Source organism: Bacillus sp. 3a, assembly GCF_017161885.1.
GTDB lineage: Bacteria > Bacillota > Bacilli > Bacillales > Bacillaceae > Bacillus > Bacillus safensis.
The window spans coordinates 1336485-1354670 of sequence record NZ_CP067376.1 but is presented as its reverse complement, the minus strand read 5'-3'; the positions used below and the strand labels follow the sequence as shown (position 1 = coordinate 1354670).

22 protein-coding genes are annotated in these 18186 nt (G+C 41.5%); 7 read left to right on the top strand and 15 right to left on the bottom strand.

Annotated elements, in window-relative coordinates; all coding sequences use genetic code 11:
* Nucleotides 1–3: 3 nt before the first annotated feature.
* From JJ692_RS06650 to JJ692_RS06635, 4 genes are all read right to left on the bottom strand, one after another.
* A complete protein-coding gene (locus tag JJ692_RS06650; protein ID WP_025094201.1) occupies nucleotides 4–405 on the bottom strand; it encodes a secondary thiamine-phosphate synthase enzyme YjbQ in 402 nt (133 codons plus the stop codon).
* Between the two features lie 113 nt (nucleotides 406–518).
* Nucleotides 519–1811, bottom strand: a complete 1293-nt coding sequence (locus tag JJ692_RS06645; protein WP_024423287.1) for a hemolysin family protein — start codon at nucleotides 1809–1811, stop codon at nucleotides 519–521.
* Nucleotides 1812–1859: 48 nt separating this feature from the next.
* Nucleotides 1860–2534, bottom strand: a complete 675-nt coding sequence (locus tag JJ692_RS06640; protein ID WP_024423288.1) for a zinc metallopeptidase — start codon at nucleotides 2532–2534, stop codon at nucleotides 1860–1862.
* Between the two features lie 80 nt (nucleotides 2535–2614).
* Nucleotides 2615–2839, bottom strand: coding sequence for a YuzI family membrane protein (locus JJ692_RS06635; RefSeq protein ID WP_024423289.1), 225 nt, complete (start codon nucleotides 2837–2839; stop codon nucleotides 2615–2617).
* A gap of 126 nt (nucleotides 2840–2965) precedes the next feature.
* Between JJ692_RS06635 and JJ692_RS06630 the strand changes: the two genes are divergently transcribed.
* Complete coding sequence (locus tag JJ692_RS06630) at nucleotides 2966–3952, top strand: potassium channel family protein (protein WP_206534358.1); 987 nt, start codon at nucleotides 2966–2968, stop codon at nucleotides 3950–3952.
* Here the strand turns inward: JJ692_RS06630 and JJ692_RS06625 are convergent.
* The 5 genes from JJ692_RS06625 to JJ692_RS06605 form a co-directional block, all read right to left on the bottom strand.
* Nucleotides 3949–4350, bottom strand: a complete 402-nt coding sequence (locus tag JJ692_RS06625) for a YugN-like family protein (RefSeq protein WP_024423291.1) — start codon at nucleotides 4348–4350, stop codon at nucleotides 3949–3951. The two genes, JJ692_RS06630 and JJ692_RS06625, sit on opposite strands and share 4 nt — an antisense overlap.
* Nucleotides 4351–4380: 30 nt before the next feature.
* A complete protein-coding gene (locus JJ692_RS06620) occupies nucleotides 4381–4599 on the bottom strand; it encodes a spore germination protein (protein WP_024423292.1) in 219 nt (72 codons plus the stop codon).
* A 111-nt stretch (nucleotides 4600–4710) separates the two neighbouring features.
* Nucleotides 4711–6066 (bottom strand): glucose-6-phosphate isomerase, encoded by a 1356-nt coding sequence (locus JJ692_RS06615; protein WP_024425924.1) that lies wholly within the window; start codon nucleotides 6064–6066, stop codon nucleotides 4711–4713.
* Between the two features lie 126 nt (nucleotides 6067–6192).
* Entirely contained in the window at nucleotides 6193–7365 is a 1173-nt protein-coding gene (locus tag JJ692_RS06610; protein WP_024423294.1) for an iron-containing alcohol dehydrogenase, read from the bottom strand.
* Nucleotides 7366–7486: 121 nt separating this feature from the next.
* Nucleotides 7487–8650: an iron-containing alcohol dehydrogenase gene (locus tag JJ692_RS06605; protein ID WP_024423295.1), complete on the bottom strand. Its 1164-nt coding sequence runs from the start codon at nucleotides 8648–8650 to the stop codon at nucleotides 7487–7489.
* Between the two features lie 144 nt (nucleotides 8651–8794).
* On the opposite strand from JJ692_RS06605, the gene JJ692_RS06600 reads away from it, so the two are divergent.
* Entirely contained in the window at nucleotides 8795–9031 is a 237-nt protein-coding gene (locus tag JJ692_RS06600) for a DUF378 domain-containing protein (RefSeq protein ID WP_003212952.1), read from the top strand.
* Nucleotides 9032–9270: 239 nt separating this feature from the next.
* On the opposite strand, the gene yugI is transcribed toward JJ692_RS06600, so the two are convergent.
* The 3 genes from yugI to JJ692_RS06585 all read right to left on the bottom strand — a co-directional run bounded on the left by yugI (nucleotide 9271) and on the right by JJ692_RS06585 (nucleotide 11556).
* Nucleotides 9271–9663, bottom strand: a complete 393-nt coding sequence (gene yugI, locus JJ692_RS06595; protein WP_008345795.1) for a S1 domain-containing post-transcriptional regulator GSP13 — start codon at nucleotides 9661–9663, stop codon at nucleotides 9271–9273.
* Between the two features lie 198 nt (nucleotides 9664–9861).
* Entirely contained in the window at nucleotides 9862–11055 is a 1194-nt protein-coding gene (locus JJ692_RS06590) for an aminotransferase (protein WP_024423296.1), read from the bottom strand.
* A complete protein-coding gene (locus tag JJ692_RS06585; protein WP_003213765.1) occupies nucleotides 11056–11556 on the bottom strand; it encodes an Lrp/AsnC family transcriptional regulator in 501 nt (166 codons plus the stop codon).
* Between the two features lie 175 nt (nucleotides 11557–11731).
* On the opposite strand from JJ692_RS06585, the gene JJ692_RS06580 reads away from it, so the two are divergent.
* On the top strand, nucleotides 11732–12556 hold the full coding sequence (locus JJ692_RS06580; protein ID WP_044332465.1) for an alpha/beta fold hydrolase: 825 nt from the start codon (nucleotides 11732–11734) through the stop codon (nucleotides 12554–12556).
* Here JJ692_RS06580 and JJ692_RS06575 read toward each other — a convergent pair.
* Nucleotides 12553–12813, bottom strand: coding sequence for a YugE family protein (locus JJ692_RS06575; RefSeq protein WP_024423298.1), 261 nt, complete (start codon nucleotides 12811–12813; stop codon nucleotides 12553–12555). The genes JJ692_RS06580 and JJ692_RS06575 overlap by 4 nt on opposite strands.
* Nucleotides 12814–12896: 83 nt before the next feature.
* On the opposite strand from JJ692_RS06575, the gene JJ692_RS06570 reads away from it, so the two are divergent.
* Nucleotides 12897–14072, top strand: a complete 1176-nt coding sequence (locus tag JJ692_RS06570; protein ID WP_206534357.1) for a MalY/PatB family protein — start codon at nucleotides 12897–12899, stop codon at nucleotides 14070–14072.
* Nucleotides 14073–14205: 133 nt separating this feature from the next.
* Nucleotides 14206–15498, top strand: coding sequence for a sensor histidine kinase (locus tag JJ692_RS06565; RefSeq protein WP_034282546.1), 1293 nt, complete (start codon nucleotides 14206–14208; stop codon nucleotides 15496–15498).
* Here JJ692_RS06565 and JJ692_RS06560 read toward each other — a convergent pair whose 3' ends face one another.
* Complete coding sequence (locus JJ692_RS06560) at nucleotides 15499–15675, bottom strand: hypothetical protein (protein ID WP_162860193.1); 177 nt, start codon at nucleotides 15673–15675, stop codon at nucleotides 15499–15501.
* 91 nt (nucleotides 15676–15766) lie between these two features.
* Here JJ692_RS06560 and kapB point away from each other — a divergent pair, with 91 nt between their 5' ends.
* Nucleotides 15767–16159, top strand: coding sequence for a kinase-associated lipoprotein KapB (gene kapB / locus JJ692_RS06555; protein ID WP_151039934.1), 393 nt, complete (start codon nucleotides 15767–15769; stop codon nucleotides 16157–16159).
* Here kapB and kapD read toward each other — a convergent pair.
* Nucleotides 16156–16773, bottom strand: a complete 618-nt coding sequence (gene kapD / locus JJ692_RS06550; protein ID WP_206534356.1) for a 3'-5' exonuclease KapD — start codon at nucleotides 16771–16773, stop codon at nucleotides 16156–16158. The two genes, kapB and kapD, sit on opposite strands and share 4 nt — an antisense overlap.
* Nucleotides 16774–16991: 218 nt before the next feature.
* On the opposite strand from kapD, the gene JJ692_RS06545 reads away from it, so the two are divergent.
* Nucleotides 16992–18170, top strand: a complete 1179-nt coding sequence (locus JJ692_RS06545) for an MFS transporter (protein WP_024423302.1) — start codon at nucleotides 16992–16994, stop codon at nucleotides 18168–18170.
* Nucleotides 18171–18186 lie beyond the last annotated feature (16 nt).

Genomic DNA, 18186 nt, shown 5'->3' with positions numbered 1-18186 from the left:
CTCTTACTCGTTTGACATCACTTGTACATAAAAATGACGCTGCCTCGGCCCGTCAAACTCACAGAAATAGATTCCCTGCCACGTGCCTAGCACAAGATCTCCATCATGAATGAGAACATGCTGAGACGCCCCCATATAACTCGCTTTCATATGTGCTGCCGTATTTCCTTCCATATGGCGATCCTTTGGATGTTTCCACGGAAAGACTTCATCCAGCCGGCGAAGCATATCCCGTTTCACATCTGGATCCGCATTTTCATTAATGGTGATCCCAGCTGTCGTATGTGGACAATAGACGATGACAGTTCCGTTTTGTATGCCTGTTTCCCTGACATATTGGAGAACCTCGTGTGTGACGTCGATCATGTCATCGCGTCTGTCTGTTTGTACATTGATTTTTTTCATATGAGCTGCTCCTTTTTGACGTTTCTATAAAAACCATACCCTTTTTATGTGAAACAAATCTTCTTATCTAAAGTTTACCAAGCAAAAAAACCTCGTCAAGCAATGCGAGGTTTTTAAGAAAAGTGAACCTTTTTGACTTCAATGGTTCGAATATGGTGGTCTTCAGCATCAATGATCGTAAATTCACAGCCTTCTGCTTCAATCGTATCTCCAATGTCAAAATCAAATTTATGTGTCATCATCCAGCCTGCAATTGTATCAACATCATCATTCTCAATGGCTAAATCCAATAAATCATTTACTTCATCAATCAATGCTTTCCCATCCATCACATAATGAAAATCACCTTTTTTAACGATATGAGGTGTTTCATCCTGATCATATTCATCTCGAATCTCTCCGACAATTTCCTCTAATATGTCCTCTACTGTGACAAGTCCCGCTGTACCTCCGTATTCGTCTACAAGCACTGACATATGAATCCGTTCCTTTTGCATCAAAATGAGCAATTCTTGAACAGGGGTGCTTTCAATGACCCGGATCACCGGACGCATTAAGTCTTCAATCGATACATCTTGATTTAGGAAACTCGCCTTAAATACATCTTTGCTATTAATAACACCAATCACATGATCTTTGTCTTCTTTAATAACAGGGTAGCGTGTGTACCTTTCGTTCAGCATATAATGGGTCACGTCTTCTAAGGTCTGTTCAATCTCTATGGCTGAAATTTCTGTACGCGGGATCATGATCTCTCTCGCCACTCGGTTATCAAATTCAAAGATTTTATTCACATATTTGTACTCAGATTGGTTAATCTCACCCTTCTCATAGCTTTCAGATAAAATGAGTCGCAATTCCTCCTCACTGATCGCCACTTCATGTTCTTTGACAGAATGATAACCAAATAATTTCACGATGCTTCGTGCAGCCCCATTTAATGCCTTAATAAACGGGTACATGACTTTATAGAAAAAGATGAGTGGTTTTGCTGTCACAAGGCTGACGGCCTCTGCCTTTTGAATGGCAATTGTTTTAGGCGCGAGCTCTCCCACCACGACATGTAAAAACGTAATGATCACAAATGCGATGATAAACGAAAGGATGTCAGTCAATGCAGAATGAAGCCCGATTTTTTCAAACAGCGGATGCAGAAAATGCTCCACCGTCGGTTCACCAAGCCACCCTAGGCCTAAGGCCGTGATGGTAATGCCAAGTTGGCAGGCGGATAAATATTCGTCGAGATTTGATATCAGCTTTTGAACATGGATGGCTCTCTTATCACCGCTTTCGATCAGCTGGTTGATTTTAGAGCCTCTAATTTTCACAATCGCAAATTCAGTGACAACAAAAAATGCTGTCGCAGCAATGAGTAATATGACTAAAAATACGTTTAAAATATACAAAAAAACCCTTACCTAACACTGGTAAGGGCTCACCTCCTCTGGCATCAATTAATCATTACGGCCATTTAGGAAGATCATTACAAAACGGAGCAATTCAAACAGGGAGACAAGGGCCGCTGCTACGTACGTCAGAGCTGCAGCATTTAACACCTTGTTCACGCCTCTTTCTTCACTGCTTCTAATGATTCCTTCTGAAACAATGATATCTTTTGCACGAGAACTTGCATTAAACTCGACAGGCAATGTCACAAGCTGAAAGAATACAGCTGCTGAGAACAAAATAATCCCAAGCCCGATTAAGTTAAGGCTGCTGAGCAAAATTCCACCAAGGAAAAGAAGCGGAGCAACACCAGATGCAAAGTTCACGACAGGAAAGATCTTATGTCTCAAAACAAGCGCACCATAGGATTCCTGATGCTGCAAGGCATGTCCAACCTCGTGTGATGCGACTGAAATGGCCGAAATGGAATGGCCGTAGTACACAGGTTCAGATAAACGAACCACACGCTGCGTCGGGTCGTAATGATCAGTCAAAGTTCCTCTTACCGGTTCAACAGGCACGTCGTATAACCCGTTGCGATCTAAAATATATCGAGCGGTTTCAGCACCTGTTTTCATACTGGATGCTTCAACCTTTGAATACTTTTCAAAATTATTCTTCACTTTAAATTGTGCCCAAAATGATAATCCCAATGCGGCAAATGTTAAAAAATAAAAAAACAGCATGCTCATCAGCTTCCTTTTATTTTATATATTTATTTACAATTTTAATGACTTTTATGTACCATGTACAGCAAAAAGCACTAGGTCTTTTTCAGGGGGATAACCGCACCAATGAAAAAGAAGAACACACCTAAGCAAGCTGTATAAAAGGTTCCCGTACCATAAAGGTCTTGAAAAAAGTGCAGCCATGAAAAATCATTCATAAAATGATTCACAGCATTTAAATCAAACACGAGTAAGATGACAGCTGATGATAAAAAGTGCACACCAATAAAAAGAAGTACGGTCTTTTGAACAAACGACATTCGAATTCCCTCCTTCTTCTCCCTTATTTTAAGATATGGGTTCTATTTCAATACATGACAAAGATGAAAAAATGTGTTCCCAATCGGGCATACTGACATTAGCAGTCTCCTGAAAGGAAGAGTCCGATGAAATCAAACCGTATCTTTATTGCTTGGCTAAGGTGGCCGCTTTATCTTCGAATTGCCATCATCATCTGTTTCTTGCTTCTCTTTTTTGGACAATTAATCGTTTTACTTGAACCGAAGCAGTATCATACGATCTTTGATGGGATCTGGTGGGCGCTTATTACAGTCTCTACGGTTGGTTACGGAGATTTTGTGCCGCAAACCACGCCAGGGCAGGTGGCAGGTATGGCGCTCATTTTTATCGGAGCCAGCTTTGTCACCGCTTATTTTGCCACACTTGCCGCCGCTGTGTTCAGTAAGCAGCACCATTATGTGGAGGGCAAGGTAGCCTTTAAGGGAAAAGGACATCTCATTATCGTCGGCTGGAATGAGAAAACGAACAAACTGCTTCAGTCATTTCAAACGATTGATCCAGCTATGCCGATTGTGCTGATTGATGATTCCTTGAAAGAGGGGCCTCTTTTAGAGAATGTTCATTTTATTAAAGGACACGGGACCGAAGACGTCACACTGCGCAAAGCCAACATTACCAGTGCAGATGCACTCATGATTACCGCAGATCAGCATGAAAATGAAGTGACAGCCGATATGCAGAGTGTTTTAACCTTGCTTGCAGCAAAAGGATTAAATCCTTCGCTATATTGTTTAATTGAAATTTTAACAGATCGTTACGTGAAAAATGCCGAGCGTGCTGGTGCCAACCAAGTCATTCATACCTCTGATGCTGTCAATCATTTAATGGTTGAACATTTTCTAATAAAGGAACAACTCACGGCATTAACAAAAAAACGACAAATGACCTTGCATAAAAACGTTACCATCATACCTGTACCGGCTTCATTGGCTGGAGAAACCTTTTTAACAGCGCTCCATCATTTTTTAGAGCATCATGTGATCATCGTCGGCGTACAAAAAAAAGAAGGACCCATGATGAATCCTCCCTTTGGCTATGAGCTTCATCCAGAGGATGAACTGATCAGCCTTTAAAGCAGTGCGTCTTCTAATTCCTTGACGAGCGAAAAGCCAATCTCAGCATAAGCCTTTGATACATCCCCATCTTTCTCTTTTGGTTCTTGGAATTGGTTAAAGGATGCGCCCACATTTCCAACCATCGCATGATCATCTAACTTGTCTTGATATACATGCTTTAAGAGAAATGGATGTCCCATTTTCACCACAACACCAGGCTGATCGAGCTGGCCTTTCTCGGCTGTAAAAGGAACTCTGAGAAAGGTATAGCCATCACGGTTATCAATTTTATAATCAAAATACCCGTGATCATAATCCCAGTTCCCATTAATGACATAACCGAGCGGCTTCATCGTTTCTTCTAAATGGTAAAGTGAAAAGCTTTCACCAGGCAGCCTGGATGGTACATGAATCATACGAAACCCTCCTTTTTGTATTAGGGTTCGTTAAAGAGAGGAATTCATACATTTGCCTCTCGTGATTTGTACATTGTTTGTAAACGCGGCATCAAATAAGCTTTGATTGGTTGATTGATTCGTCTCGTTATCACTGCCGGAACCTGCTGTTTCCTTCGTAGCACTCTTAGAACAAATGCGTCCGACATTGCCAAAGTTCACGATCGCCTGACCAGAAATATCATGAATATAAATATGGTTCGTCCTCATTTTTCACCCTCCTCCATTCATTATTCTATGTACAGAACATAGGAAAGCTTGCACAGGAATCTGAAGAAAACAAAAAAGGCACACCTTTATGGGAAGGTGTGCTTTTTGTTCTTATGATTGTTTTAAACGGCTTTCAAGCTCTGCTTTTTTCTCTTCGAAGCCTGGTTTTCCTAGTAAAGCAAACATATTCACTTTATAAGCTTCTACTCCAGGCTGATCAAATGGATTGACGCCTAGTAAATATCCAGACATCGCACATGCTTTCTCAAAGAAGTACACGAGGTATCCGAATGTATAAGCATCCATCTCAGGAATTGTCACGATAAGGTTCGGTACTTTTCCATCTGTATGGGCAAGCATCGTTCCTTCAAATGCTTTTTTATTGACGAAATCAACCGTTTTTCCTGCTAGATAGTTCAAGCCATCAAGGTCTTGTTCTTCTGCTTCAATTACAAGCTCATGTCGAGGCTTCTCTACATTGACGATTGTTTCAAACAAGTCTCTTCTTCCTTCTTGAACATATTGGCCAAGTGAATGAAGATCTGTTGAGAAGTTAGCAGATGAAGGATAGATTCCTTTTTCATCTTTCCCTTCACTTTCACCAAATAATTGCTTCCACCATTCTGCGAAATATTGCAGGCCTGGCTCATAGTTAATCAGCATTTCAATCGTTCTGCCTTTATTGTAAAGGACATTGCGGACGACAGCATATTGATAAGCCGCATTTTCAGAAAGCTCAGATGAAGCGAAGTCTTCGCTTGCTTTTGCCGCACCTTCCATCATCTGATCAATGTCTGCACCGCTCACAGCGATTGGCAAAAGACCGACTGCTGTTAATACAGAATAGCGTCCACCAACATCATCAGGGATGATAAATGATTCGTAGCCTTCTTCAGTTGCTAATGTTTTTAATGCACCGCGTGCCTTGTCAGTTGTCGCATAAATACGTTTTTTCGCTTCTTCAGCACCGTATTTTTCAATGAGGAGCTTTTTAAAGATGCGGAACGCAATGGCTGGCTCTGTTGTTGTACCAGATTTTGAAATCACATTAATGGAGAAATCTGCATCTTCCAATAGATCCATCACATCTGTTAAATAAGAAGAACTGATGTTGTTTCCAATAAAAATGATTTGCGGTGTCTTGCGCTTGCCTTTTGGCAAAGTGTTATAGAAAGAATGGTTCAAAAATTCAATCGCCGCACGTGCACCTAGATATGACCCGCCGATTCCCACGACGAGCAGGACGTCAGAGTCAGACTTAATTTTGTCTGCACTTTTTTTAATGCGGGCAAACTCTTCGCGGTCATATTGCTTCGGCAAGTCCACCCAGCCTAAATAGTCACTGCCTGCACCCGTTTGTTCATGAATATTATGATGGGCTACCTTCACAAAATCTTTTAAATATGTAAGCTCATGTTCTTGAAAGAAAGGTAACGCTTTCGAGTAGTCAAATTGAATATGTGTCATCGCTTGTAAGCCCTCCATTACGTTAGTTCTGTCCCTTTCACTTTAGCGGAACTAGCTATTGAAATCAAGTGATCGTCACTGGCATAGCAAAAAGCCGCTTCTCTGGATGAAAAGCGGCAATCTGGATTATAAAGAAGCTTTCAAAATCGCTAGAATATCATCACGGTTAAGTTTCATAAAGTTTCCAAAACCACCGTATTCCATTTCTTTTGCTGCAATGTCGGCAATTTTGTCCAGCTGATCCTCACCAATGTCATAATCAGCTAAACGGCTTGGTGCACCAAGGCTAGTCCAGAAAGCTGACAGTTTGTCGATTCCTTCTAATGCGATGTCACGATCTGATTTTCCTTCTGTTTCGATGTCAAACATGTTCAGCATAAGGTTTTTAAAGCGTTCCACATTATGATCGAGCGTGTGGCGCATCCAGTTTGGGAAGAGAATAGCAAGCCCACCTGCATGCGGAATGTCATAGACAGCCGATACAGCATGCTCAATCGTATGGGACGCCCAGTCGCCAAAGTAACCCATTTGCAGCGTGCCATTTAAAGCAATCGTTCCTGCATAGAGAATCGTTTCACGATGCTCATAGTTTTGTAAGTCTTCCAGCAGTTTTGGTGCTGTCTCGATGACCGTTTGAAGAACAGCAAAACACATCCGGTCCTGTAAAGGCGTGTTTTTCACATTATGGAAGTATTGCTCAAAAACGTGGCTCATCATATCGACCATACCATACACCGTCTGGTTTTCTGGCACAGAATACGTATGCTCAGGGTCTAGAATTGAAAAAGCAGGGTGAGTGACAGAGCTGCCCCACACATATTTTTCATTCGTTTCCCAGTTTGTGATGACTGAATCCGGGTTCATTTCTGAACCAGTTGCTGCAAGTGTCAGCACTGTGCCAAACGGCAGCGCTTTTTGAGCGGTTGTTTTCTTTGAAATAATATCCCACACATCACCGTCATACTCTGCTCCGGCTGCTATCGCTTTTGTACAGTCGATCACACTGCCGCCGCCAACGGCTAATAAGAAATCAATGTTCTCCTTTTGGCAGATATCAATTCCCTTTTTCACTGTTGTGAGGCGCGGGTTTGGTTCAACGCCAGACAGCTCAAATACTTCAGCATCTGCTTCTTTTAACGCACTGATGACTTTGTCATAAAGACCATTTTTCTTAATGCTGCCGCCACCATATACAAGTAACACTCGTTTTCCATAACGAGCGAGTTCGCTTTTGAGTCCTTCTAACTGTCCTTTTCCAAACATCAATTTTGTTGGATTATAGTAAATAAAATTCTCCATCTGTTGAAACATCTCCTTACAACGAATATATCCAAAAACATGAAAGACTACTGTAACATATGTACACGATGAACTCAAAAAAAGATAACTGCCCGCAAGCAGCTATCCCTTTGTTGTTCAATTATAAAGAAGCGTTCAAAATGGCTAAAACATCTTCTTTGTTCAGCTTTTTAAATTGACCAAATTCACCGCGTGCCATTGCACGGTCTGCAATTAAATCAATTTTCTCATCGTTGATGTCATAATCCGCCAAACGGCTTGGTGCACCAAGACTTGTCCAGAAAGCTGACAGCTTGTCGATTCCTTCTAAGCCAACTTCTTCGTCTGTTTTGCCCGCAGGATCTACATCGAATACACGCACCGCTAATTGTTTAAAACGGCCTGGGTTTTCTTGAATCACATGTTTCATCCAGTTCGGGAACAAGATCGCAAGACCGCCTGCATGAGGAATATCATAGACAGCAGATACTGCATGCTCAATGTTATGAGATGCCCAGTCACCACGTGCCCCCATTGAAAGCATGCCATTAAGTGCAATTGTGCCAGTGAATAAAATCGTTTCACGCAGCTCGTAGTTCTCTAGATCGTTGATCAACTTCGGTGCCGTTTCAATGACAGTGCGAAGAAGTCCTTCACACATACGATCTTGATAAGGTGTATTTTCTGTGTGATGGAAATATTGTTCGAACACATGTGACATCATGTCAACCATGCCATAAATCGTATGGTTTTTAGGCACAGTGAATGTGTTAACTGGATCAAGAATAGAGAATTTCGGGAAAACTGCTGGACTTCCCCAGCCATACTTCTCATTTGTTTCCCAGTTTGTGATAACTGATCCTGAGTTCATTTCAGAGCCTGTTGCCGCAAGTGTTAACACTGTACCGAACGGAATAGCTTCCATTGGGACGTGTTTGCGTGTCACGATATCCCAAGCATCTCCATCGTACTTCGCACCAGCTGCGATTGCTTTTGTGGCATCAATGACACTGCCGCCGCCAACTGCCAAAATAAAATCAATGTTGTTCTCTTTGCAAAGCTCTACCCCTTTTCTTACTGTTGTTAAGCGCGGGTTAGGCTCTACACCAGCAAGTTCAGTGATTGCAGCTCCTGATTCTTTTAGGATGCTGACAACTTGGTCATAAAGGCCGTTTCGTTTAATACTGCCTCCACCATATACAAGTAATACGTTTTTTCCGTAGTGTTTGAGTTCATCTGAAAGGGCTGATACTTCTCCCTTTCCAAAAATTAATTTCGTTGGGTTCCAATAAGTAAATCGATCCATGTGATCTCCTCCTCGCGCTACATTATGCGCCTCATTCATTCCAAAAGTAAAGTAATTTGCTTTCATCCATTTTCTTACGCATAGTTTGGCTAAAAATCTGCAAAATATAAATGTATTGATGCTGTAGCGAAAGGAGGAATCACGATGAGTGCTATTCAGCGTATTGCCCTCGTGCTCACGATTATCGGTGCTATTAACTGGGGACTAATCGGCTTTTTTCAATTTGACTTAGTAGCAGCGATCTTTGGCGGACAAGGTTCTGCATTATCACGTATTATTTATGGTCTTGTTGGAATTGCAGGTCTTGTCAACCTTGGTCTGTTGTTCAAACCAAGCGAAGAAGCTGTTCGCCGTGACGAGCCGAACCCAGAAGTTCGTTAAATAAAAGGACATAAAAAAGGCTGCCTACATGAGGCAGCCTCAGCGTGTAGACAAACCCTCGCATTCTTTGTCAGGTCTGCGCGCTGGTGCTCACGAATTCTAAATTCGCTCCAGTGCCCGCCATTCCTAGACTTCAAAGGTTTTCTATCACGCTGAAAAAAAAGACAAAGGGCTAAAATCAAGATCATTTTAGCCCTTTGTCTACAATCTAAGGCACCGTTTGAAGCGGTGCTTTTTTATTATTTCTTGATAAGGTCTTTACGGTTTGATTGCTCAATCCACTCTTCAAGTTTATCTTTAAGCGTATTGAAACCTTGTGGTGCAGCAGCTTCTTCTTTCACTTGCTGTGGTCTTTGTTTCTTTGGTTTGCTTTCTTTTCTTTCAGGTGCTTCTTGTGTCGCACGGATAGAAAGGCTGATTTTACCTGCATTTTCATCAACAGAAAGAACTTTTACTTGTACTTCGTCACCAATTGAAAGGTGCTCGTTGATGTCTTTTACAAAGCCATGTGTTACTTCAGAAATATGCACAAGTCCTTGAGTTTCTTCATCTAATGCAACAAACGCACCATACGCTTGTAATCCTGTTACTTTACCAGTGTAAACACTGCCTACTTCAAACTTTGTCGCCATGATAACAACTCCTAAATAAATGTTTTAATATTCGTTTATACGCAATTAAAAACTATATCACAGAACGGGCAGTTACGCAAAATATTTTTTAAATGGGTTTAGATGAGAACAAAAGGGGGAATACCTGAAAACAAGAATGCTTTCTAGTATTCCCCCCTAATTTGTGAGGCATGAGTCCATTTGGATTGATGCCTTTTTTTATTTTAATATGGCTGATGCTTCTTCCTTCACTTGTCGAGCCTGCAAAAAGCGCTGAATTCTTGAAAGTGATTCCTGAAGATGATCAAGTGACGAAGCATATGAACAGCGGATATGACCCTCACCGCTCGGTCCGAATACATTCCCAGGAACAACAGCGACTTTTTCACTTAGGAGCAGCTCCTCAGCAAATTGTTCTGATGTCATGCCTGTGCTTTTAATCGATGGGAACGCGTAAAACGCTCCGTTTGGCTGATGGCATGTGAGTCCTAGTTCATTCAGGGACCCGACAAACAAATTACGGCGTCTTCTGTAGCTTTTCTTCATTTTCTCTACATCTTCAAGCCCATTTTTTAATGCTTCTTCTGCCGCATATTGTGCCATCGCCGGTGCGCACATCATAGAATATTGATGTATTTTCAGCATGGCATCCCGCAGTACAGGTGGTGCGGCCACATATCCTAAACGCCAGCCCGTCATGGCAAACCCTTTGGAAAAGCCTGAAATCAAGATCGTTCTTTCCTTCATATCTTGAATAGCTGCGACGCTTGTAAAAGCTTCATCGTACGTCAGCTCTGCATAAATCTCATCCGTAATAATAAGCAGGTCATGCTCTTTCGCAAATTGAGCAATATCTTCAAGCTCTTCCTTTGAATAAACAGACCCAGTCGGATTTGATGGCGAGCAAAGCAAAATAGCTTTTGTCTTCGGCGTCAGCTTTGTGCGAAGATCAGCAGAATCTGCTTTGAAATCTTTTTCAGCGGTTGTACTTAAATAGACAGGCACTCCGCCTGCTAGTGTCGTAAGTGCCCCGTATGCTACGAAACAAGGCTCTGGAATGATTACTTCATCCCCGCTGTTTAAAATCGCACGAAAGGCCAAATCAAGTGCCTGGCTTCCGCCAACTGTGATAATGAGTTCTTCTTCGGGACTGTAATCAATGTGAAACCGCTTATATAAATAGTGGCTCAATTCTTTTCGCAAAGAAATTAAACCTGCATTCGCCGTATAAGAGGTCAGCCCTTGTTCTAATGACATAATACTTGCCTCTCTGACATTCCAAGCTGTCACGAAATCCGGCTCGCCGACACCAAGGGAGATAACCCCTTCCATTGTGGCTGCCAAATCAAAAAATTTCCGAATACCTGACGGCTGAATGCTTTGTACCGTTTCAGATAAATAAGACTTTTTCATTTAAGGAGACACCACGATTCTTTTGTCATCGTCTCCTGTTTCAAACACTTTCCCATCATGTTTATATCTTTTCAAAATAAAGTGGGTAGTTGTTGAAACAACGGAATCAAGTGTCGATAATTTTTCAGATACGAAGCGGGCAATATCAGACATTGATCTTCCGCGGATCACAACGGAAAGATCGTAAACACCTGACATGAGATAGACAGACTCCACTTCCTGAAACCGATAAATCCGTTCAGCAATTTCATCAAATCCGACGCCTCTTTTTGGTGTCACTTTTACATCAATCATTGCTGTAACGCCTTCATGACCATCCACTTTTCGCCAGTCAATCATGGTTGAATAATCAATAATAACTTTTTGATCTTCAAGTTTTTGAATGATGGCTTCGGCTTCTTCTGTTGTCACGCCTGCCATTTTTGCAATTGTATTTAAATCGGCGCGGCTGTTTTCATCTAAAATCTCTAATATTTCAGTTTCTTTTTCTGTTAGTTTCATTTGATTTTACACCTCAGATTATAAAAGCTAGTTTTAAAAAATCTTCTGAACATTATAGCACGTTTTTCCCATTATGCTAAGCAGGGAAAAGATTCTAATGATAGCTTAAAATCCACTTTTTAGGGTACAATACAGTCACCTAACAGAGAGAGTATCAAGTATCGGAGTGAAGAATGTGGACATTGTTCAGCCAGCTTATATGAAAAGTGCATTCGGTTTAGATATCTATTACGAGCACTATCCAAATGAAGGCAAGAAGACATTGATCTTAATTCACGGTCTCTTCTCTTCTACCTTCAGCTATCGAAAGCTCATCCCGCTTCTGAAACAGGACTTCAATTTAATTGCGATTGATCTGCCGCCATTTGGACAGTCCGAGAAGTCGAATACGTTTATTTACAGCTATCGCAACATGGGGAAAATTATTATAGAGCTAGCTGGTTATTTACAGATTCAGCATGCAATTCTAGTGGGCCATTCAATGGGCGGACAAATCGCCTTATACGCTGCTACTGAACGGCCGGATCTATTTGAAAAGGCGGTTCTATTGTGCAGCTCAGGCTATTTGAATAAGTCAAAAAGATCACTTGTTTACAGCACATATATTCCTTATTTTTATCTGTATCTAAAAAGAAAGCTTTTAAAGCAGGGCATTATGAAAAATTTAACGGCTGTTGTGCATGATCATTCCATCATTGATCAAGAGATGGTCGACGGATATTTAAAGCCATTTTCAGATGATCAAATCTTTCGGGGGATCTTTCGTTTGATTCGGCACCGGGAAGGAGATTTAACCTCGGACGTTTTAAAGAAAATGGAAACACCCGTGCTGCTCATTTGGGGCGAGGAAGATCGAATCGTTCCCATTCAAATAGGCGAAAGACTGCACAAAGATCTGCCAAATTCGACCTTACATGCATTAAAAAAAACCGGGCACCTCATTCCTGAGGAAAATCCGGTCTTTGTGTCTGATCAAATCGGACATTTCAGCCTGTCTTAGCGTGAACAGGAGCTGCTGTCTCGTATGACAAAAAGCTGATTTGCTATATGCTGACAGCTCTCTATCGGAAGAAGCTGTTCAAATGAGTGATGGTAGATGGCTTGAATCTCTTTTGCTAAAGATAACGGGTCTTCTGCGTCGTATAATGCACTGATGACGTCAGCAGGCTCCGTTTCATAAAAATCCTCTCCATAATGAAAAGGGTCCCATGCCTTAATGAATTGAATCATCTCTTCTACAGCTTGACTATCTTTCATCGGTATCACCGCTTATAATAAATTTTGTGATGTTTATTTTAGCACAACCAAGAATGGTTGAAAAACAGCTAGAGGTGGGTTTCATGAATTTCGACGAACAGATCATACGTAAAGGTTCAAAATCAGTGAAATGGGATCAGGCAGAGTCTTTGTTCCTGACAACAGATGCCCTTCCGATGTGGGTGGCCGATATGGATTTTAAAGCACCGCAGGTCGTCCTTGATGCATTGAAAGAGCGATTAGATCACGGTGTATTTGGCTATGCATTTCAGGATCAGGATACGCAGCAGGCAGTCGCTGGCTGGCTCAAAAGAAGACATGGATGGACAATCCAGACAGATGCCGTCACCTTCACACCAGGAATCGTAACGGCACTTAGTTTTGCTGTTCAAGCCTTTACAGCACCGCACGACGAAGTAGTTATACAGTCACCAGTGTATACACCTTTTTATCAAATGATTGAGCGAAATGGACGTACAGTCTCAACCAATCCTTTAAAAATAGAAAACAACCGCTATATGATGGATTTTGATGATTTAGAGAAAAAACTGAGCAGACCACAAGCAAAGCTCATGTTCCTTTGCCATCCGCATAATCCGTCCGGAAGAGCATGGTCAAAAGAGGAATTAAAGCGAGTCGGAGACCTATGTGTAAAACATGGAGTCACAGTCGTTTCAGATGAGATTCACTCGGATTTGATGCTTTACGGGAAGCAGCATGTGCCCTTCGCCAGCCTTTCTGACGACATTGCACATATCACGGTAACGTGTATTGCGCCGAGTAAAACCTTTAATCTAGCGGGGCTCCAGGCCTCTGCTATTATCATTTCAGATGAAGAAAAAAGAACCCTTTTCAATAATGAAGTGCAAAGAAACGGACTGTCCAAACTGAATGCCTTTGCGATTCCAGCGATGGAAGCAGCATACCGCCACGGGGATGAGTGGCTTGATGCCCTTGTTCTTTATCTCGAAGGCAATATGAAGACGGCGATGGACTATATCGATGAAAATCTTCCAAATATGAGTTATATGAAACCAGATGCTTCTTATTTATTGTGGCTGGACATTCGGGATTATCAATTCAGTCAAGCGGAATTGAAACGGAATCTGCTGAAAAAAGGGAAAGTAATCCTAGAGCTTGGCCACGTGTACGGACACGAAGGAGACGGCTTTATTCGGATGAATCTCGGCTGTCCTGCTGCAACAGTCAGAGAAGGACTGAAACGTCTCCACCAAGCGTTCACGCTATCAGCTGAATAAGACCTATACGATAGAAAGAACATCCTAACGGGTGTTCTTTTTAAAGAAAAAAACCCTCCTTTTATCATATCTACTTTGTACATGAAATGATATAATGAGAGGAATTACAATTATTTACGAGGAGAGCATTTAAATGGAAATGTTCAAGGATTTTCTGCTCCATGTATCTTTTATTCTATTTCCAATCTTTTTATATCATGCGCTATGGTTAAGCCGGACCCCTGCTCATTTCCCAAAAACGAATAAACTGCTCATCACAGTATTCGCATCCATCTCTTCAGCACTATGTATTATGTATCCAGTTGGTTCGATTTTAGATTTGCAGACTGGGCTTCAATCCATTCCCCTTGTGCTTGCTATTTTATACGGAGGATACATGGCGGGGATCGTTGCCATCTTGATAAGCATCATTGTCAAATTCGTGATGTACGGCTCTTTCTTATGGATTGGACTCATCGTTGTCCCAATTTACTTTTTTATCCCATTCCTGTTCTACCGAAAATGGCATCAATATTCGAAGCCAAATAAGCTGTTTTACGGAGTGCTTATCGGTTTATCCAAAGGATTCTTTATTTACATTGGACTGCTTGCGGTCAGCTTAATGGCATACAGCCCAGCTTTTATTATGCAGCAAAAGCTCCTTGAGTTATTTTTCTCAACTCTTTACTACATATTCTTTCTTGTGCTCAGTATCTATTCCATTGAATTCGTTAAGGAAAATGCGGAAATGAGATCACAGCTTGTCCAGTCAGAAAAACTGACCATTGTAAGTGAACTTGCTGCAAGCGTTGCCCATGAAGTACGCAATCCGCTGACAGTTGTAAGAGGCTTTATTCAATTGCTCTTTTCGAGTGATAATACAAAAGAGCCACCTGCCAATAAAGATTATAAAAATCTCGTTCTGTCCGAATTAGACCGGGCGCAGGACATTATCACGAGTTATCTTGACATTGCAAAACAAAACTACTATCAAATTGAATCTCTCAATCTATCTAAATTACTTGAGGAATGTGCATCACTGATGACATCCTATGCGAATTTTAAATCGGTCACGATTCATCAATCCATTGAACCTGACTTATACATTCAAGGTGACGTAACGAAGATCAAGCAAGTCATGATTAATTTAATCAAAAATGCAATTGAAGCAGCTCCTGAACATGAAGGGAAAATTGAACTTTTTGCTTCAAAAGAAAATCATAAAATCTGCCTTTATTTCGTTGATAACGGTGTAGGTATGACAGAAAGTCAGATGAAAAAACTCGGCGAACCCTATTACACCTTGAAAAATAAAGGGACTGGACTTGGGCTGACAGTGACTTTTTCAATTATTGAAAATCACCATGGAACGATTCGTTTCAAAAGCTCGCTGCAGTCTGGAACAACCGTCACCGTGAAATTTCCTGAAGATACAAGAAGAAAATGATTAATCCATTTTTTTTGTTCTTTTTTCATCTATCCGCTCCTGCTTCTTAGACGCACGAACGATGAGACGAAAACAAATAAACGCAGCAATAAAGAAAATCACCGTGGTGATAGCCGCTGGGATGTACTCCCTTTTATCTTCAGGAAAATATAGTAGAAAAAGTACGATGAATGACATCTCGCCATTCCCCCTTTTGCTCGTTTACTTCACTATATTGGCTAAAAGAAATGAAATACCTTCCTATGAGAAGGAAATGGAGGAATTTCACATGACAGACATTCAAATTGGACAAGTTGTGAAAGGTTTTTATAAAACAGGTGTATACGTTGGGGAAGTGACAGCAGTGAAACCATCGACCTATCTCGTTCAAGTAAAAGCCGTTCTGACACATCCCACTCAAGGCGACCTGCATCATCCGAAAGAAGCAGACGTGCCTTTTTTCCAAGAAAGGCGGGCTTTGGCCTATAAAGAACAGACAAATATCCCTCATCATATGGTGAAGCCTTATGATGGCGATATCCCTGATTATGAAGAGTCACTGAAAGAAGCTGTAGATAAATTGAAACAAGCACTCCGTGCGGATGATTCCAAATGGGCTGAAAAATCAAGAGCATGCCTATCTTCTCTTGAGAAAGATTATTTTCCAGAAGACGGCCGCTAATCAGCCGAATCAAAAAAATGTGAGAAATCGATCAGCTCACCAATTTTGGTTGTTTGCGGATTTTCCACATAGGCTCTGTCTTTTTCAAAAAGGGTGAACAGCTGATAAGTCGTCATGGCATCATCGAGTGCTTTATGATGCTTACCAGCTCCTTCACTGCCGTATTCCTTTGCTGCTTTTCGAAGCCCTGTCAGTGTGCGGTCACCAAAAAAGGTTTTATATTCAAAGGCCAGGTCCCTCAGCTTCCCCTTAAAAGGAAAGGCAATGTGATTGAGCATACAATTTTGCTTCAATACCATCATGTCCATGTTGCCCCACGTAATAATTTCACAATTCTCTCCCCCATCAAGTGACACGAGCTTCTCGATAAATTCCTCAAATGAAATTCCGCTCTCTACATCCTCCTGCGTAATTCCGAGGAAAGATTTACAGCGCTTCGTCAGCTTCGGGAACTTTTTCGGTTTGACGTAGCTAGAGAATGAGTCTATGATCGTTTCATCTGCTGCTTTCACTACCCCAGCTTCAATAATTTCAGGAAAAAAATTTTGCGGATGATATTTTCCATCAGGCATCGTAAATTCAAAATCGACCACAAGCACCGTCTTCTGTTCCACCAGTTTCACCTCACTTTTTCGTCAGCTTTTCATTCTCATACCATTATATTAAGACGGACCTTGAAATCACTTCATTTTCGTGAAAATAATGCAGATTCACTATGCCCAACCTATTCATCTGATGAAAGATCGTTTATTTTCCTTTATAATTATTAAGGAACACGAAATAAATAAAGAAGGTGATCTCTATCACAAACAGGAAGAAAAACTTGTACATCATGTGGTTTGTGAACTTTTTTGTATCTGCGAGCATTACAATGATCGTCCCTTTTTTATCACTTTACATAGAATCTCTTGATAGCAGCTATTCAAATGAATTTGTTCAAAGATGGAGCGGCTATGTCTTTGGGGTCACGTTTTTAACGGCCTTCCTGATCTCTCCGATTTGGGGGCGGATTGGCGACCGGCATGGCTATAAAAAGATTTTATTAATTAACGGAATTGGCATCGCCACAAGTATTCTATTAATGGGGCTTGTAAACACCGTGTATCAGCTATTCGCATTAAGGCTCTTCATGGGGCTTGTCACAGGCTTTATCTCGACTTCAATGGCACTGATTTCTGCACAAACCGAAAAGGCAACTGCCGGTAAAACCCTTGGAACGATGCAGATGAGTAATGTTGCCGGAGGATTGTTTGGTCCATTAATGGGTGGATTCATGGCAGACAGCGTCGGATTTATTTATACGTTTTTCCTGACAGCGGCTGTCATTTATGTGTCAGCTATTGTGATTATCTTCGGAGTGAAGGAACAGCCGATCCGATCAAAAGAAGCAAAGCGTGTTTCTTACTCACGGAAGGATGTACTCTTTCACATTTTCAAACAGCCTTTGCTTGTCGTCACGATGCTTTTAACGTTTATTACACAAGTAGGGAACTTTAGCATTCAGCCGCTTTTGGCTTTATACATTCATGATTTACATGGTCCTGTCAATCTCGCTTTTTATGCGGGGCTTGCTTTTTCTGCAACTGGACTTGGCAATTTGCTGTTTACGCGAAAATGGGGAGATCTCGGAGATCGAATTGGTCATGACAAGGTGCTGCTTGCCCTTCTCATCCTCTCCTCTATTTTATTCATCCCGCAAGCGATGGCGGATTCGTACGTCATGTTAGTCATTTTCCGTTTCCTATACGGGATGGCACTTGGCGGAATTATTCCGTGTACGACGGCGTATATCCGGATTAAAGCACCTGCTTCTATGCAAGGAGAAGTACTCGGATACAATGTCAGCTTCCGCTTTCTTGGGAATGTCGTCGGTCCGGTAATCGGCGGCATAGTGGCGAGTCATTACGGGATTCCAGCTGTCTTTTATGTCACTGCCGGCATTTTTCTGTTTGGCGCGTTATTTTTATGGGCGGTCCGCTCACATGCGAAAACAAAGGAAAGGAGTGTCTGATCATCTTCAGATACTC

What these genes read in the sequence shown, in the direction of transcription:
- JJ692_RS06630 (WP_206534358.1), top strand. Translation starts at nt 2,966, where the DNA reads ATGAAATCAAACCGTATCTTTATTGCTTGGCTAAGGTGGCCGCTTTAT.
- JJ692_RS06575 (WP_024423298.1), bottom strand. Translation starts at nt 12,813, where the DNA reads ATGAAAGATAGTCAAGCTGTAGAAGAGATGATTCAATTCATTAAGGCA.
- JJ692_RS06635 (WP_024423289.1), bottom strand. Translation starts at nt 2,839, where the DNA reads ATGTCGTTTGTTCAAAAGACCGTACTTCTTTTTATTGGTGTGCACTTT.
- JJ692_RS06570 (WP_206534357.1), top strand. Translation starts at nt 12,897, where the DNA reads ATGAATTTCGACGAACAGATCATACGTAAAGGTTCAAAATCAGTGAAA.
- JJ692_RS06650 (WP_025094201.1), bottom strand. Translation starts at nt 405, where the DNA reads ATGAAAAAAATCAATGTACAAACAGACAGACGCGATGACATGATCGAC.
- JJ692_RS06565 (WP_034282546.1), top strand. Translation starts at nt 14,206, where the DNA reads ATGGAAATGTTCAAGGATTTTCTGCTCCATGTATCTTTTATTCTATTT.
- JJ692_RS06625 (WP_024423291.1), bottom strand. Translation starts at nt 4,350, where the DNA reads ATGATTCATGTACCATCCAGGCTGCCTGGTGAAAGCTTTTCACTTTAC.
- JJ692_RS06585 (WP_003213765.1), bottom strand. Translation starts at nt 11,556, where the DNA reads ATGAAACTAACAGAAAAAGAAACTGAAATATTAGAGATTTTAGATGAA.
- JJ692_RS06615 (WP_024425924.1), bottom strand. Translation starts at nt 6,066, where the DNA reads ATGACACATATTCAATTTGACTACTCGAAAGCGTTACCTTTCTTTCAA.
- JJ692_RS06620 (WP_024423292.1), bottom strand. Translation starts at nt 4,599, where the DNA reads ATGAGGACGAACCATATTTATATTCATGATATTTCTGGTCAGGCGATC.
- JJ692_RS06605 (WP_024423295.1), bottom strand. Translation starts at nt 8,650, where the DNA reads ATGGATCGATTTACTTATTGGAACCCAACGAAATTAATTTTTGGAAAG.
- yugI (WP_008345795.1), bottom strand. Translation starts at nt 9,663, where the DNA reads ATGGCGACAAAGTTTGAAGTAGGCAGTGTTTACACTGGTAAAGTAACA.
- JJ692_RS06600 (WP_003212952.1), top strand. Translation starts at nt 8,795, where the DNA reads ATGAGTGCTATTCAGCGTATTGCCCTCGTGCTCACGATTATCGGTGCT.
- kapB (WP_151039934.1), top strand. Translation starts at nt 15,767, where the DNA reads ATGACAGACATTCAAATTGGACAAGTTGTGAAAGGTTTTTATAAAACA.
- JJ692_RS06590 (WP_024423296.1), bottom strand. Translation starts at nt 11,055, where the DNA reads ATGAAAAAGTCTTATTTATCTGAAACGGTACAAAGCATTCAGCCGTCA.
- JJ692_RS06545 (WP_024423302.1), top strand. Translation starts at nt 16,992, where the DNA reads ATGTGGTTTGTGAACTTTTTTGTATCTGCGAGCATTACAATGATCGTC.
- JJ692_RS06560 (WP_162860193.1), bottom strand. Translation starts at nt 15,675, where the DNA reads ATGTCATTCATCGTACTTTTTCTACTATATTTTCCTGAAGATAAAAGG.
- JJ692_RS06610 (WP_024423294.1), bottom strand. Translation starts at nt 7,365, where the DNA reads ATGGAGAATTTTATTTACTATAATCCAACAAAATTGATGTTTGGAAAA.